The organism is Azospirillum agricola, assembly GCF_017876095.1.
GTDB classification, from domain to species: Bacteria; Pseudomonadota; Alphaproteobacteria; order Azospirillales; family Azospirillaceae; genus Azospirillum; species Azospirillum agricola.
In genome coordinates this window covers 56,193-70,441 of sequence record NZ_JAGINM010000012.1, presented here as the reverse complement: position 1 = coordinate 70,441, position 14,249 = coordinate 56,193, and the positions used below count along the sequence as shown (strand labels likewise).

At 69.2% G+C, this 14,249-nt stretch carries 13 protein-coding genes; 8 read left to right on the top strand and 5 right to left on the bottom strand.

The features are described 5' to 3' along the window. Positions 1–90: 90 nt before the first annotated feature. The 3 genes from J2847_RS18665 (at position 91) to J2847_RS18655 (ending at position 4,429) form a co-directional block, all read left to right on the top strand. Positions 91–1,014: a LysR family transcriptional regulator gene (locus tag J2847_RS18665; protein WP_209780390.1), complete on the top strand. Its 924-nt coding sequence runs from the start codon at positions 91–93 to the stop codon at positions 1,012–1,014. 212 nt (positions 1,015–1,226) lie between these two features. Beyond that, positions 1,227–3,053, top strand: coding sequence for a sensor histidine kinase (locus J2847_RS18660; RefSeq protein ID WP_209780389.1), 1,827 nt, complete (start codon positions 1,227–1,229; stop codon positions 3,051–3,053). Between the two features lie 2 nt (positions 3,054–3,055). After that, entirely contained in the window at positions 3,056–4,429 is a 1,374-nt protein-coding gene (locus tag J2847_RS18655) for a sigma-54-dependent transcriptional regulator (RefSeq protein WP_209780388.1), read from the top strand. Positions 4,430–4,462: 33 nt separating this feature from the next. On the opposite strand, the gene J2847_RS18650 is transcribed toward J2847_RS18655, so the two are convergent. The 3 genes from J2847_RS18650 to J2847_RS18640 are packed head-to-tail and all read right to left on the bottom strand — an operon-like array spanning position 4,463 to position 7,207. Further along, a complete protein-coding gene (locus J2847_RS18650; RefSeq protein WP_233474618.1) occupies positions 4,463–5,311 on the bottom strand; it encodes an ABC transporter ATP-binding protein in 849 nt (282 codons plus the stop codon). Positions 5,312–5,339: 28 nt separating this feature from the next. After that, a complete protein-coding gene (locus tag J2847_RS18645; protein ID WP_209780386.1) occupies positions 5,340–6,173 on the bottom strand; it encodes an ABC transporter permease in 834 nt (277 codons plus the stop codon). 29 nt (positions 6,174–6,202) lie between these two features. Beyond that, entirely contained in the window at positions 6,203–7,207 is a 1,005-nt protein-coding gene (locus tag J2847_RS18640; RefSeq protein WP_209780385.1) for an ABC transporter substrate-binding protein, read from the bottom strand. Between the two features lie 604 nt (positions 7,208–7,811). Here J2847_RS18640 and J2847_RS18635 point away from each other — a divergent pair. Then, positions 7,812–8,204, top strand: a complete 393-nt coding sequence (locus tag J2847_RS18635; protein WP_233474617.1) for an LLM class oxidoreductase — start codon at positions 7,812–7,814, stop codon at positions 8,202–8,204. Positions 8,205–8,407: 203 nt separating this feature from the next. Here the strand turns inward: J2847_RS18635 and J2847_RS18630 are convergent, their stop codons facing one another. Both J2847_RS18630 and J2847_RS18625 read right to left on the bottom strand, forming a co-directional pair. Then, complete coding sequence (locus tag J2847_RS18630) at positions 8,408–8,611, bottom strand: hypothetical protein (RefSeq protein ID WP_209780384.1); 204 nt, start codon at positions 8,609–8,611, stop codon at positions 8,408–8,410. A gap of 47 nt (positions 8,612–8,658) precedes the next feature. Beyond that, the gene (locus J2847_RS18625; RefSeq protein ID WP_209780383.1) at positions 8,659–9,828 is read right to left on the bottom strand and encodes an aminotransferase; all 1,170 of its coding nucleotides are present in this window, start codon (positions 9,826–9,828) and stop codon (positions 8,659–8,661) included. A gap of 175 nt (positions 9,829–10,003) precedes the next feature. On the opposite strand from J2847_RS18625, the gene J2847_RS18620 reads away from it, so the two are divergent. The 4 genes from J2847_RS18620 (at position 10,004) to J2847_RS18605 (ending at position 14,180) form a co-directional block, all read left to right on the top strand. After that, a complete protein-coding gene (locus J2847_RS18620) occupies positions 10,004–10,792 on the top strand; it encodes a MetQ/NlpA family ABC transporter substrate-binding protein (protein WP_209780382.1) in 789 nt (262 codons plus the stop codon). Between the two features lie 5 nt (positions 10,793–10,797). After that, on the top strand, positions 10,798–12,225 hold the full coding sequence (locus J2847_RS18615; protein ID WP_209780381.1) for an FAD-binding oxidoreductase: 1,428 nt from the start codon (positions 10,798–10,800) through the stop codon (positions 12,223–12,225). Further along, the gene (locus J2847_RS18610; protein WP_209780380.1) at positions 12,222–13,463 is read left to right on the top strand and encodes a trans-sulfuration enzyme family protein; all 1,242 of its coding nucleotides are present in this window, start codon (positions 12,222–12,224) and stop codon (positions 13,461–13,463) included. The genes J2847_RS18615 and J2847_RS18610 overlap by 4 nt, the downstream gene beginning before the upstream one ends. Before the next feature lie 165 nt (positions 13,464–13,628). Next, entirely contained in the window at positions 13,629–14,180 is a 552-nt protein-coding gene (locus J2847_RS18605) for an OsmC family protein (RefSeq protein WP_209780379.1), read from the top strand. Positions 14,181–14,249 lie beyond the last annotated feature (69 nt).

Genomic DNA, 14,249 nt, shown 5'->3' with positions numbered 1-14,249 from the left:
ACCTGTTCGCTTGGGAGGGGATGTTCCGCAAGCTAGGCGCACGACCATTGATCCGCTATGGATTGGGAATGGATAGGACAATGCCATAAGATGGATCAATCAAACGTTACCCTCGAACGCATGCGCACCTTCGTCCGTGTCGCCGAGCGCGGAAACCTGTCGGCCGTTGCACGCGAGATGAACATCGGGCAGTCGAGCGTCACGCGGCATATCCGCGAGTTGGAAGAAGCGCTCGGAGTCGCGCTGTTCAGCCGAACCACGCGCCGCGTCACACTCACCGACGAGGGCGACCGCTACTACGCCAAGGCTCTGCGGATCCTGCGCCTCGTCGAACAGGCGGGCGACGAAGCGCGCATGGGGAGTGGAGCGTCGGCCGGCACGGTGCGCGTGTCCTGCACGGCCGCGCTTGGGGTCCGTCACATCAGCCGGCTGATCTTCGCTTTTCAGGACCGCCACCCCGCAATCGCGATCGATCTCGGCCTGACCGACGAGCGCATCGACCTCGTGCGTGAAGGCGTGGACATCGCCATCCGCCTCGGCCCGCTCGCCGACAGTTCGATGAAACTGCGGACGCTTGGGGCGAGCCGACGCATCCTCGTCGGCTCGCCCGCTTATCTGGCACGGCATGCCAGGCCGACGAAGCCGGACGAGCTCGCGGGGCTCGAAGGCATCCGCATGTCGAACATCGCCGGCAGCGATGCGCTCACGCTGGAGGGGCCGGACGGCGAAACCCACCTCGTGTCCTTCGGGGGGCGCCTGCGGACCGATCATGGGCTTGCCGCGCGCGAAGCCTATCTCGCCGGCCGCGGCGTCGGCCCGGCCCACATCTGGCTGGTGGACGACCTCCTTGCCGATGGCCGTCTCGAAACCATCCTGCCGAACCTCGCTCCGCCCTCCGTGCCGCTCAACATGCTGATCGTGCCGGAACGGGCCGGCGTCTCGCGCGTCAGGCTGCTGGTGGAATTCCTGGCCGAAGAGATCATGGGCATTCCAGGGATCGAGCGGTCGCCCTGACTTGGTGCTTCGAGCGTTTGATACGCGTCCATCCGGTGCGCCCGGATGGACGCGTATCTCGATGACCGTGCTCGGCCACCCCCTCCAGGCGCTCGTCCGCTCGGGCGCGGCGCCACATCCCGGGCCCCCTGAGCGGCTCCGCCCGCCGGAAAACCGGGGATGGCCGCAGCACGGCGCTGGACAGTCCGGGACGTCGCCCGCATAGACATGGGATGGCCTTCGTCTCCACCTCCCCTGACCCACGCGGCGCAAGGCGGCACCGGATCGCGCTCATCGCCCTGACGCTTGCGGCGGCCACCGCGCTTACCGGCTGGGTGGCCTATCACTGGGCGGAAACCGGCGCGCGCGCCGAGTTGGCGCAGAACGGCGACCAGCGCCTGGGGCTCTACGCCAGCAGCATCCGCAACGCCGTCGGGCGCTACGATTATCTTCCCGTCCTGGTCGCCCGCGACCATGAGGTTCTCGGCCTGCTCGAGACACCGACCGACGCCCGGCGGGACGCGGTGAACCGGCGGCTGGAACAGGCGAACCTGTCGGCCGGCTCGGCGGCGCTCTATGTGGTGGACGGCAAGGGGGTCGCACTGGCAGCCAGCAATTGGGCCGATCCAGCGCAAAGCTTCGTCGGCCAGACCTACGATTTCCGGCCTTATTTCCGGCAGGCGGTGGAGGAAGGCGCCGGCCGCTATTTCGGGATCGGCGTCACCACCGGCTTGCCTGGCTATTTCCTGTCGCAGGCGATCCGGCTGGACGGGCGACTGATCGGCGTCGCCGTGGTCAAGATCGACCTGGAGCCGTTGCAACGCGACTGGGCGGCCGGCGGCGAGCGGGTGCTGGTCACCGACGGCCACGGCATCGTCTTTCTGTCCAGCCATCCTGATTGGAAGTACCGCGCCCTGCGCCCGTTGCCCGGCCCGGTGCGGGAAGGACTGGCGCGGACGCGGCAATACGACCGGACGGAACTGGCGGCGCTCGGCTTGCAGGACGGGCCGGAGGTGGAGAGCGGCGCGCGTCTCGTCAGCTTGCCCGACGATCCGTCCGAGGGCGACCCCGACACGCGGCCAGTCCGCCGGCGGTCGTTCCTGATGCAGGAACGGCCCTTGCCGGAATTCGGCTGGACCATCCGCTTCCTGTCCGACCCTGAACCGGTGCGGGCACGGGCGACCGGAGCCGCGATCCTCGCCGCCATGGGCGTGCTGCTGGCCGCCGCGTTCCTGGCCCTGGGACATCAGCGCCGCCAGACCCTGCGCGTTCAGCGCGAGGCACGCGTCACTCTGGAGCGCCGGGTGGAGGAGCGGACCGCCGAGCTGGTCGCCGCCAACCGTGTCCTGCGGGAGGCGCAGGAGGAGTTGGTCCAGGCCGGCAAGCTGGCGGCGCTCGGCCAGATGTCGGCCGCGCTGGCCCATGAGATCAACCAGCCGCTGGCCGCCATCCGCACCTTCGTCGCCTCCACCCGCCTGCTGGCCGAACGGGGAGAGACCGGGCTGGTGCGCGACAACCTCGCCATGATCGGCGATCTGGCGGAGCGGATGGCGGTGCTGTCCGGCCACCTCAAGGATTTCGCCCGCAAGGGGCCGGCGCGGGTCGAGGCGGTGCCGGTCGCCCGCGCCATGGACCGCGCGCTGGCCCTGCTCGCATCCCGTCTGCGCGAGGATGGGATCGACGTGACCCAGGCGATCCCGGCCGGGGCACGGGTGCGCGGCGACGCGGTGCGGCTGGAGCAGGTCTTCGTCAATCTGCTGCGCAACGCCGCCGACGCCATGGACGGTGTTGCCGACCGCCGCCTCGACCTCGCCGCCCGTCCGGTCGCGGAAGGGTGGGAGATCCGCATCCGCGACAGCGGCACCGGCATCGCCGAGGCGCACCGGTCCCGGCTGTTCGACCCCTTCTTCACCACCAAGGAGGTCGGCCAGGGCCTCGGCCTCGGCTTGTCGCTGTCCTACGGCATCGTGCGCGATTTCGGCGGCACGCTGCGGGCGGAGAACAACCCGGACGGTGGCGCCTGCTTCATCCTTCTGCTTCCCGACGCCGAGGAGATCTAGAGATGCGGACCGATCCCCAGGCGGCCCCCGTCCTGTTCGTCGACGACGAGATGGCCATGCGTCTGTCGGTGGTGCAATGGCTGCAATTGGCGGGTTTCGCCGCCGAGGGGTTCGCGACGCCGCAGCCCGCACTCGACCGGCTGTCGCCCGACTTCCCAGGCGTGCTGGTCACCGACGTGCGGATGCCGCGCATGGACGGAATGGCGGTCCTGGCGCGCGCCCTGGAGCGCGACGCCGACCTGCCGGTGATCCTGGTGACTGGCCACGGCGATGTGACGCTGGCGGTGGAGGCGATGCGGCGCGGCGCCTACGACTTCATCGAGAAGCCGTTCGAGCCGGATCATCTGGTCGCGGTGATCCGCCGGGCGGCGGAGAAACGCCGGCTGGTTCTGGAAAACCGGGGCCTGCGCCTGCGCGCGGCCGGCGACGGGATCGAGACGCGGCTGGTCGGCACTTCCCCCGCCATGGCGGAACTGCGGCGTGACCTGATGGATCTCGCCGCCACCAGCGCCAGCGTGCTGATCCACGGCGAGACCGGCACCGGCAAGGAACTGGTCGCCCGCTGCCTGCATGATTTCGGCACGCGCACCAAGGGGGCCTTCGTCCCGGTCAATTGCGGCGCCATCCCCGACAGCATGGCGGAGAGCGAGCTGTTCGGGCACGAGGCCGGCGCCTTCACCGGCGCCAGCCAGCGCCGGGCCGGCAAGCTGGAGCATTCCAGCGGCGGCACCCTCTTCCTAGACGAGATCGAGAGCATGCCGCTCGCCATCCAGGTCAAGCTGCTGCGCGCGTTGCAGGAACGGACCATCGAACGGCTCGGCTCCAACAAATCGGTCGCGATCGATCTTCGGCTGGTCGCCGCCACCAAAATCGACCTGCTCGACCTCAGCGACGAGGGGAAATTCCGCGCCGACCTCTATTACCGGCTGAACGTGGCGGAGCTGCACATTCCGCCGCTGCGGGCGCGCGGCGACGACATCCCGCTGCTCTTCGATTATTTCGCCACCGAGTTCGCCGAACGCCACGGCCGTGAGCCCCGCCCCCTGGAGCCGGCCGACATCGACGCCCTGTTGGCCCACGACTGGCCGGGCAACGTCCGCGAGCTGCGCAATCTCGCCGAACGCCACACGCTGGCGGTCGGGCGCGGCGGGGTGGCAGGGCTGCTGCGCCGCCGCGCCGCCGGAAGCGAGGCCAGCTCCCCGCGCGCGCTTGCCGATCAGGTGGACGCCTTCGAGAAGCGGGCGATCGAGCAGGCGCTGGAACGCTGCAAGGGCGACATCAAGGCTGTGATGGAGACGCTCAACACCCCGCGCCGCACGCTGAACGAGAAGATGGCGCGCCATGGGCTGGACCGGACCCGCTTCCTGCCCCGCTGAGGGAGCGCGCCATCCGGTCCGGCCTTCGCGCGGTCAATCCGCCGTGACGGAGCGGATCTCGTCCTGGCTGAAGCGTTGCTGCTCCTCCATCACCATCTGCGACAGCTCGCGCTTCAACCGGTTGAACTCCGGCGCCGAGGCATCGCGCGGGCGGGGCATCTCGACCTGGACGTCACGTTTGATGGTGCCCGGCCGGTAGGTCATCACGATGATGCGGTCGGCCAGATAGATGCTCTCCTCGATGGAGTGGGTGACGAAGAGGATCGTCTTGCCGACCTCCTCCCAGATGCGCAGCAACTCGTCCTGCAAGGTGCGGCGGGTCAGCGCGTCGAGCGCGCCGAAGGGCTCGTCCATCAGCAGGATGGGGCTGTCGAGCGCCAGCACGCGGGCGATGGCGACGCGCTGGCGCATGCCGCCCGACAGATCCTTGGGATAGCGGTTGCGGAAGTCCTGAAGGTGCAGCTTGCCCAGAAGCCACTCGACCCGCTCCGCGATCTCGGCCTTTGGCATCGTCTTGATCTCGAGGCCGAAGGCGACGTTCTGCGCCACCGTCATCCAGGGAAACAGGGCGTATTCCTGGAACACCATGCCCCGGTCGGGGCCGGGCTCGGTGATGAGGCGGCCATCGACATTGACCGTGCCGCGCGTCGGCGGCTGGAAGCCGGCGACGGCGTTCAGCAGGGTGGACTTGCCGCAGCCCGACGGACCGAGCAGGCAGACGAACTCCCCCTTGCGGATGTCGAGATCGATGTCCTTCAGCGCCACGATGGGCTGGGCGCCGGCGGTGAAGCTCTTCTCCACCCCGCGCACGCTGATCTGGACGGGAGCGGTGCCGGCGCCGGTCCAGGCGGCGGGCTGGCCGTCGGCGATGGTCTTCAGCATGGGCGTCATCCTTCGTTCCTCCCTAGGATCAGTTTTCCAGCCCGCGATGCCAGCGCAGCAGATGGTTGTTGAGACGGTTCATGCCGATGTCGATGGCCAGCCCCAGCAGGCCGATGGTGAACATCCCGGCGATGATCTTGTCCGACCACATGAACTCGCGCGCTTCCAGGATTCGGAAGCCGAGGCCGGAGTTGACCGCGATCATCTCCGACACGATCACGACGATGAAGGCGGTGCCGATGCCGATGCGGGCGCCGGCCAGGATGTAGGGGGTCGCGGCCGGCAGGATGACGCGGATGAACATCGTCGTTCTGCCGACCCCCAGGTTGCGGGCGGCGCGCAGATAGATGCCGTCCACATGCCGCACCCCGGCGATGGTGTTCATCAGGACCGGGAAGAAGGCGCCGATGGCGATCAGGAACACGGCCGGCGCGTTGCCCAGCCCGAACCACAGGATCGCCAGCGGGATGTAGGCGATGGGCGGGATCGGCCGCAAAATCTGCAACAGCGGATCCATCAGCGCGTAGATGCGCGGCTTGCCGCCCATCGCCAGCCCCAGCGGCAGGGCCAGCCCCGCGCCGACGGCGAAGCCCAGCACCACGCGGTACAGGCTGGACCAGGCGTCGAACAGCATCTCGCCCGACAGCGCCCATAGGAACCAGCTTCCCTGCGCCGGATCATAGGGATCGGGAGGCAACAGATAGGCCCACCAGCGCTCCACCACCGCCACCGGCGAGGGCAGAACGACCGGGTTGATCAGCCCGGACATGGACAGCCCCTGCCACAGGGCGACGACCAGCATGGGCACGAGCGCGCCGCGCAGCACGGCGGCGGGCGAGAAGGGGGACTTGGCTCGGGACATGTGCGATCCTTTCCGGCACCGGACGGGCCTCAGTTGGTCTTGGTGTCGGCGGTCTTGCCGCCATCGGGCTTGGCGGCGGCCTTGGCCCTCTCCAGCAGATCCAGCTTCACCCACTCCGTCGCCTTGGGCGGGTTGTCCATCCGGCCGACGCCGAACTTCTGCATCAGGTCGGTCGTAACCTGCACATGGGCGACCGAGAGGTCGTAGCTGTAGGGGGAATTGCCGATCGCGTCCTTGAAGTCCTGGCTGGTGATCTGCCCCTTGAACATCTGCTCGCGCACGTACTTCTCAGCCAACTCCGGGTTGGCGATGAAGGTCGCCGTCGCCTCGACGAAGCAGCGGATCAGGCGCTCGGCCACCTCGGGCTTCTTGTTGTGGAACTCCTCGGTCACGACCAGCGATCGGACCGGCTCGCCGAGCTCGGTGTCGTAGGGCTTGATGACCTCGACGCCGAAGCCCTTGTTGATCGCCTGGCTCGATTGCGGCTCCGACTGCGACATGGCGTCGATGTTGCCGGAGAGCAGGGCCTGATTCATGTCGGCGTAGGCCATGTAGACGATCTGCACGTCCTTGCCCGAGCGGTCGGACCAGCTCAGCCCGTGCTTGGCCAGTTCGGCCAGCAAAATCAGTTCCTGCGCGCCGCCGCGCGGGGTGGCGACCTTCTTGCCCTTCAGGTCGGCGATGGATTTGATCCCGGCACCCGGCTTGGCGACGATGCGCGCCCCGCCCTTGGCGAAGCCGGCCACCGCGTAGATGGGCACGCCCGATGCGCGACCGGCGATGGCGGCGTCCACCGCGCTGGCGGCCACGTCGATCTCGCCGGCGACGATGGCGGGCAGGATGTCGATACCCTTGGGGAACACCCGTTCTTCGATCTTCAGGTCGTACTTGCCGGCGATCTCCTTCATGTAGGAGACGGCCCCGTAATGGGCGAATTTCAAATTGCCGAGCCGCACCAGATCGGCGGCCGAAGCGCCGTGCGCGGCGAGCGTGACGGCTGCGATGGCGGCGGCAAGCAGGCTCTTGCGAAGCATCGTTCTCTCCCCAGGGTCGTGATCCGCGGCCCTTCGCCACGGTTGACCAGGAAGAGAGCAAGGGGCATGCCATCGTCAGTTCGACGGACAAACCATTGAAGCGCCTTGTTTCTGTGGGCCCCACACGGAGATGCCATCGGCGGATCTCCGCTGATCACCGTCCATCCATCGGCGGATTTCCGCTTATGGATTCCCAGCAACGATTACCCATGGCGCGGCATGATGCGTGATGAAGGGACCGGTTGGATGGCCGGAACATAGTGTCCCTACGGTGTGAGCCGCGTTACCGGCTTGGCGCTGGTGACTGAAGTTTGTCTGGATCGCGTCATCACGCGTCTGCAAACGAGCGGCAAACGTCATGGCTTACCAGCGAGTTGAGGTTCTGACGGGAACGACTCGCCCGCTTCGCCGTGCGCGAACTGGCCGCCGCCACCGCGCGGCCGGTGCGGACGCTGGAGACGGAAGAGGCGAACCGGCTCGACGACACCAACGACGTCTGGCGTTCGCCCTACAAGCTGTAGGAACGCGGCGACCGCGAGGCCGCTCCGGGAGTATCTGCGCTGCCAGCGCCATCGCGTCCCTGTCGATCGCGCTCGGCCACGACGTGTCGGGCTTCGACCCCGACGGGCCGCTGCCGGACATTCCCGAGACCAACGCCGGCAAGAGCGGCCGCCAGCGCGCCATCGACCTCGCCCACCGCGAGGGGCTGAGCGTCCGCCAGCTGGCGCAACGGCTCGGCGGCTATGGCGGGCTGTCCTTTGTCGGCACCCCGGCGACCATCGCCGACGCGATGGAGGAATGGCTTCTGACCGAAGGGTCGGACGGCTTCAACATCATGTTCCCCTTTCTGCCGGCAGGCCTCGACGCCTTCGTGGACCGGGTGGTTCCGGAACTCCAGCGCCGCGGCCTTTTCCGGACCGAGTATGAAGGGACGACGCTGCGCGACCATCTCGGGCTGCGGCGCCCGGAGAACCGCTTCTTCGCGACGACGGCCTGACAGGCCATCACGGCGGACGGGCAGAGCACGGCGCCCGCCAGGCTGTCTCGGGGGCGGATCGGACCATGCGCGGCAGCACCGCATGCACCCACGCCAGCGGGGCGGTGCATGCCAAGCCCGCAACCGCTACGCCGCCAACCGCCGTGACGCCTGGAGATGGGCGATCAGCGCGACCAGGGCGCGGACCACCGGCTTGTCGGTCTTCAGCACTGACGTCGGCAGGCGCAGGCAGCCGTCATGGGTGCCGAGGAGCCTTGGCTCCAGGCGAGCTTCAGCATGCGGAGATTGCCCTTGGGCGCCGCGCTTTGCGCGAAGGAGCGCGAGTCGGCAACGCCGAGCGGCAGGCCGGCGCCGGCGATGCCAGCGGTGCGCAACAGGGTTCGGCGGGAGAAGGACGGAGTGGACATGGTTGGAATTTCCCCAACAAGCGATGAAGGACCGGGATGGATTCTGTCTAGGCCGCCAAGCCGGCACGCTCCCGCCAGTCGGCCAGTCGGCCAAGGGCGTCGTGCAGCAGCGGCGGGGGCTTGGCGAAGCAGAGGCGGATCAGCGCGTTCATGTCGCGCTCGGCGTAGAAGCTGCTGACCGGCACGGCGGCGACGCCGGATTCAACGACCAGCCGGCGGCAGAAGGCGAAATCGTCGCCCTCGCGGTCGAGGTCGCGGATGTCGACACACAGGAAATAGGTGCTGGCGCAATCGAGCACCCGGAAGCCGAGGTCGCGCAAGCCGGCGGCCAGGACGTCGCGATGGCGTTGCAGCGTGTCCTGCAAGCCCCGGAAATACCCGTCATCCAGGCCCAGCCCGAAGGCGACGGCGCTTTGCAGGTGCGGCGGGGTGGTGAAGGTCAGGTATTGATGGGCGCGCGAGACCGGCCCCAGCAGCTTGGCGCCGCCGGTGACGTAGCCGACCTTCCAGCCGGTCACCGAGAAGGTCTTGCCGGCCGAGCCGATGCGCAGGCAGCGGTCGCGCGCCTCCGGCAAGGCCAGCAGCGGCCGATGGGCCTGCCCGTCGAAGGTCAGATGTTCGTAGACCTCGTCGCAGATGGCGATCAAATCGTACCGCTCCAGCAGCCCCGCCAGGAAGGACAGCTCGTCTCGGCTGAAGATCTTGCCGTTGGGGTTCATCGGCGTGTTCAGCAGGATGGCGCGCGTGCGCGGGGTGATCGCGTCGAGGATGCGCTGCCGGGGCAGCTCCCAATGCGGCGGCTCCAGCCGCACCGGCACCGGTACGGCGCCGGCGCGCCGCAGCAGCACGCCGTAGCAGTCGTAGGCCGGCTGGAAGACCAGCACCTCGTCGCCCGGCTCCAGCAGGCCGAAGAAGCAGTCGGCCAGCGCCTCCGTGGCGCCGGAGGTGACCAGAACCTCCGTTTCCCAATCGACGTCGATGTTCCAGAAGCGGCGGTTGGCCTCGGCGACGGCTTGGCGCAGCACCGGCAATCCCAAGGTCGCCGGGTATTGGTGCGGGCCGGCGTGCAACGCGCGTTCCGCCGCCGCGATGACTTCCGTCGCCTCGATGCCCTCCGGGAAGCCCTGCCCCAGGTTGATCGCCCCATGTCCGGCCGCCAGCCGCGACATGGTTTCGAACACCGAGGTGCCCGTGTCGCGGAACACCGAATTCACCATTTTCTTCCTGCCCATATATCGGGGTCGAGTCTCGCGTTTCACAGTTGCGCGCTTATTTCCTATCATGCAAGTATATTTATTGTCGCTATTCCACGAATTCCGCCGCGCGTCGGGCGGGGGCGTCGACCGCCCCTCGCGGCGCCACGGCAGCGGTCCGGCAGAAAAGGAAAGACACATGCGGTTATCGTTCTTCGCGCTGGCCGTGGCCGGCGCAACCGGGTTTGCCTGGAGCGCCGGGGCCGGTGCCGAAACGCTGAAGGTCGGCGTCACCCCCGGCCCGCACGCCCAGATCCTCGAAGCGGTCGCCAAGGTCGCCGCCGGGCGCGGGCTCGACCTCAAGATCCTGGAATTCACCGACGGCGCCACCATCAACGCCGTCACCGCGTCCGGCGAGTTGCAGGCCAACGCCTTCCAGCACCTGCCCTATCTGCAATACGACAAGCGCAACACCGGCTACGATCTGGTGCCGGTGGCCGAAACCATCCTGCTGCCGATGGCCGCCTATTCGCGCCGGGTCAAGGCGCTGGCCGATCTGCCCGCCGGGGCCCGGATCGGCATCCCCAACGACTCGACCAACGCCAGCCGCGCCCTGCTGCTGTTGCAGGAGTCCGGTCTGATCACGCTGCGGGGCGGCGGCGATGTGTCCTCGACGCCGCTCGACATCGAGGCGAATCCCAAGCGCCTCACCATCGCCGAACTGGAAGGCGCACAGCTGCCGCGCGTCCTCGACGAGCTGGACGCTGCCGTCATCACCAGCCACTTCGCCATCGAGGCGAAGCTGAATCCGCTGACCGATTCGATCGCCCGCGAGAGCCCGCAGTCGAAATACAATGTGGTGCTCGTGGTGCGCCGACAGGACGGGGAGAAGCCCTGGGTGGCGCCGCTGGTCGACGCCTACCGCTCGGCGGAGGTGAAGCGCTTCGTCGCCGACACCTTCCACGGCTCGATCCTGACGGTCTGGTGAGAGGCATGGGTTCCCTCATCGACGCCCTGCGCGCGGCGCTCGGCCCCGGCGCGGTGCTGACCGGCGCCGACGCGCGCGGACGGCCGGCGTCGGCGCGCGAAGCGACCGGCTGCGCGGCGCTGGCCGTTGTCCTGCCGCGCTCCACCGCCGAGGTCGCGCGGGTCCTCAGCCTCTGCCACGCGGCCGGGCACCCGGTGGTGCCGCGGGCCGGCATGACCGGCCTCGTCGGCGGCACCGTCACCGGGCCGGGGGAGATCGCCCTGTCGCTGGAGCGGCTGTCCGCCATCGAGGGGCTGGACGCCACCACCGGAACCCTCACCGTCGGGGCCGGCGCGACGATCCAGAGCGTCCAGCAACACGCCGCCGAGCATGGCCTGCTGTTCGCGCTCGATCTCGGCTCGCGCGGCTCCGCCACCGTCGGCGGGGCCATCGCCACCAACGCCGGCGGCAACAAGGTCATCCGCTACGGCATGATGCGCGACCTCGTGCTGGGCGTAGAGGCGGTGCTGGCTGACGGCACCTTGGTGTCGTCGATGAACGCCATGCTGAAGAACAACACCGGCCTCGACCTCAAGCAGCTCTTCATCGGCACCGAGGGCACCCTGGGAATCGTCACCCGCGCGGTGCTGCGCCTGCATCCGCTGCCGCGCGCCCGTCACACGGCGCTGGCCGCCCTGCCCGGCTTCGACGCGATGACCGGCTTTCTCCAGGCCATGCGGGCGGAGTCCAACGGGACGCTCAGCTCCTTCGAGGCGATGTGGCCGGCCTATTACGCGCTGGCGACCCGACTGGCAACCCAACCGGCGGGCCGGCCGCGCCCGCCCCTGCCCCACGGCGCCCCCTTCTACGTCCTGGTGGAATGGGAGGGCGCCGACCCGGACGGCGACGCCGGCCGCTTCGCCACCGCGCTGGAGCGGGCGCTCGGACGCGGCCTGCTGCTCGACGCGGTGGTCGCCCGCTCGGAGGCCGAGCGCGCAGCGCTCTGGGCGATCCGCGACGAGGTGTCGGAGCATCTGCGCCCGCTCGGGCCCCGCACCGCCTTCGACGTCAGCCTGCCGATCCCGGCGATGCCCGGCTATGTCGACGGTCTGGCACGGACGGTGGCGGCGCGCTGGCCGGAGGGCGCCGTGGTGGCGTTCGGCCATCTCGGCGACGGCAACCTGCACGTCATCGTCGCCACCGGCGCCCCGGTGGACGGGGCGGAGGACGGGCGCGCGGCGGCCGACCTCGTCTACCGGCCGCTCGCGGCGCTGGGTGGATCGGTGTCGGCCGAGCACGGCATCGGGCTCGACCGCAAGGCCTATCTGCCGCTCTCCCGCTCCGCCGCCGAGCGCCGCGTCATGGCGCTGGTCAAGCGCGCCCTCGACCCCGCCGACACCCTCAACCCCGGCAAGGTGCTCGACACCGCCGCCGCCCTGGATCCGGCATCATGAGTTCTCCCCCATCCAACCGCCCCCGCTGGAGCGGCCTGTCCACGCGCGCCATCCACCTGAACTACGACCCGGCGAGCGAACAGGGCGCGCTGACCCCGCCGGTCTTCATGACCTCGACCTACGCCTTCGAAACGGCGGAGGACGGCGCCGCCCTGTTCCGCGGCGAGAAGGAGGGCTACGTCTACGGCCGCACCAAAAACCCGACGCAGGCGCTGCTGGAGGCGCGCCTCGCCGACCTGGAGGGCGCCGAGGCCGGGCTGGCGGTGGCGTCGGGCATGGCGGCGATCTCGGCCACGCTGTGGACACTGCTCTCGGCCGGCGACCTCGTGGTGATCGACCACACGCTCTACGGCAACAGCTACGCGCTGTTCACGCGCGGGCTGACCCGCTTCGGCATCCGGGTCGAGGTGGCCGACTTCACCGACCTCGACGACATCGCCCGCGCGCTCGCCCTGCGCCCGGCGTTGATCCATTTCGAGACGCCGGCCAACCCCAACCTGCGCATCGTCGACATCGCGGCGGTCAGCGCGCTGGCGCACGCGGCCGGCGCCCTGGTGATGGTCGACAACACCTTCGCCACCCCGGTGCTGCAACGCCCCATCGAGCATGGCGCCGACCTTGTCGTCCATTCGGCGACCAAATTCCTCGGCGGCCACGGCGACCTGATCGCCGGGGTGCTGGTCGGGCCGAAGGCGATCCTCGACCGGGTCCGCGCGCACGGGCTGCGCTATCTGACCGGCGCCACCGTCGCCCCGCTGACCGCCTTCCTGCTGCTGCGCGGCCTGAAGACGCTGGAACTGCGCGTGGAGCGCCACAGCGCCTCGGCCGCCGCCATTGCCGAGCTGCTGGCGGCGCACCCGGCGGTGCGCCGGGTCGGCTATCCCGGCCTCGCCGATTCCCCCGGCCACGCCATCGCCAAGCGGCAGATGAGCGGCTTCGGCGGCCTCGTCTCCTGCGAACTGGAGGGCGGGCTGGAGGCCGGCGTGCGCTTCATGAACCGTCTGGTCCTCGCCACCCGCGCGGTCAGCCTGGGCGACGCGGAGACGCTCGTCCAGCATCCGGCCAGCATGACCCACGCCGCCTACAGCGCGGAGGAGCGCGCCCGCCACGGCATCGGCGACGGGCTGATCCGCCTCTCCATCGGGCTGGAGAACCTGCCCGACATCCGCGAGGACATCCTCCAGGCGCTGGACGCCGTGACGGTGAAGCGGACCGGGCCCGCGCGCCCGTCACCGTGAGGATTCAACAGAATGGAGCGTTTTTTAAAATCTACTTATTGAGTTGACAATATCATTCAAAACCCTCTCTATGTTGATGTGATTAGGGTTGCCAAGCCACGAAGCCGCCGTCCGGCGATCCGCAGGCGCCCCCAGCATCCTCCTCCTCCCGGAAGGCGCCATTCCATGAGCACGCTCAACGAGTATCTGGTCCAGAAGGGCGCCGCCCACCGTGCGCTCAAAGAGCGCATCCAGCACCCCGACTTCGCACCGCCTCCGCTCTCCGCGCGGGTCAGCGCCGAGGGCCGCAGCGGCATCCGCCGCATCCGCATCCGCGATTTCCAGCTCGTCAGCGACGCCGCTCCCGACTATGCCGGCTACAACCTCGGCCCGACCTCGCCGGAGCTTCAGCTCGGCGTGCTCGGAAGCTGCGTCACCCACATCACCCTGATCCAGGCGACCGAGCTGGGCGTTCCGCTCGACAGCCTGGAGGTCGAGGTCGAGGGCGTCTTCGACCCGCGCGGCGGCAAGCCGGGCTTCGAGCACATCCCGGTCTACCCGCAGGATCTGCGCTACACCATCCACATCGTCTCCCCGGCCAGCGCCGAGGCGATCGCCGAGCTGCACGCCCTGGTCGAGCGGACCTGCCCGATCCTGAACCTGCTGCGCCACCCGCAGGAGGTCGTCTCGACCGTTTCCCACCGGCAGCCGGCCGAGACTGTGACCGCGGGCGCCTGACCGCGCCCCGTCCCGACGACGAGCCCGGCCGGGGCCGGGCTCCACCCGACAGGCCCGCGGGCCGAGAAT

Coding starts and splice junctions, on each gene's coding strand:
- J2847_RS18665 (WP_209780390.1), top strand. CDS start 91: ATGGATCAATCAAACGTTACCCTCGAACGCATGCGCACCTTCGTCCGT.
- J2847_RS18660 (WP_209780389.1), top strand. CDS start 1,227: ATGGCCTTCGTCTCCACCTCCCCTGACCCACGCGGCGCAAGGCGGCAC.
- J2847_RS18655 (WP_209780388.1), top strand. CDS start 3,056: ATGCGGACCGATCCCCAGGCGGCCCCCGTCCTGTTCGTCGACGACGAG.
- J2847_RS18650 (WP_233474618.1), bottom strand. CDS start 5,311: ATGCTGAAGACCATCGCCGACGGCCAGCCCGCCGCCTGGACCGGCGCC.
- J2847_RS18645 (WP_209780386.1), bottom strand. CDS start 6,173: ATGTCCCGAGCCAAGTCCCCCTTCTCGCCCGCCGCCGTGCTGCGCGGC.
- J2847_RS18640 (WP_209780385.1), bottom strand. CDS start 7,207: ATGCTTCGCAAGAGCCTGCTTGCCGCCGCCATCGCAGCCGTCACGCTC.
- J2847_RS18630 (WP_209780384.1), bottom strand. CDS start 8,611: ATGTCCACTCCGTCCTTCTCCCGCCGAACCCTGTTGCGCACCGCTGGC.
- J2847_RS18625 (WP_209780383.1), bottom strand. CDS start 9,828: ATGGTGAATTCGGTGTTCCGCGACACGGGCACCTCGGTGTTCGAAACC.
- J2847_RS18620 (WP_209780382.1), top strand. CDS start 10,004: ATGCGGTTATCGTTCTTCGCGCTGGCCGTGGCCGGCGCAACCGGGTTT.
- J2847_RS18615 (WP_209780381.1), top strand. CDS start 10,798: ATGGGTTCCCTCATCGACGCCCTGCGCGCGGCGCTCGGCCCCGGCGCG.
- J2847_RS18610 (WP_209780380.1), top strand. CDS start 12,222: ATGAGTTCTCCCCCATCCAACCGCCCCCGCTGGAGCGGCCTGTCCACG.
- J2847_RS18605 (WP_209780379.1), top strand. CDS start 13,629: ATGAGCACGCTCAACGAGTATCTGGTCCAGAAGGGCGCCGCCCACCGT.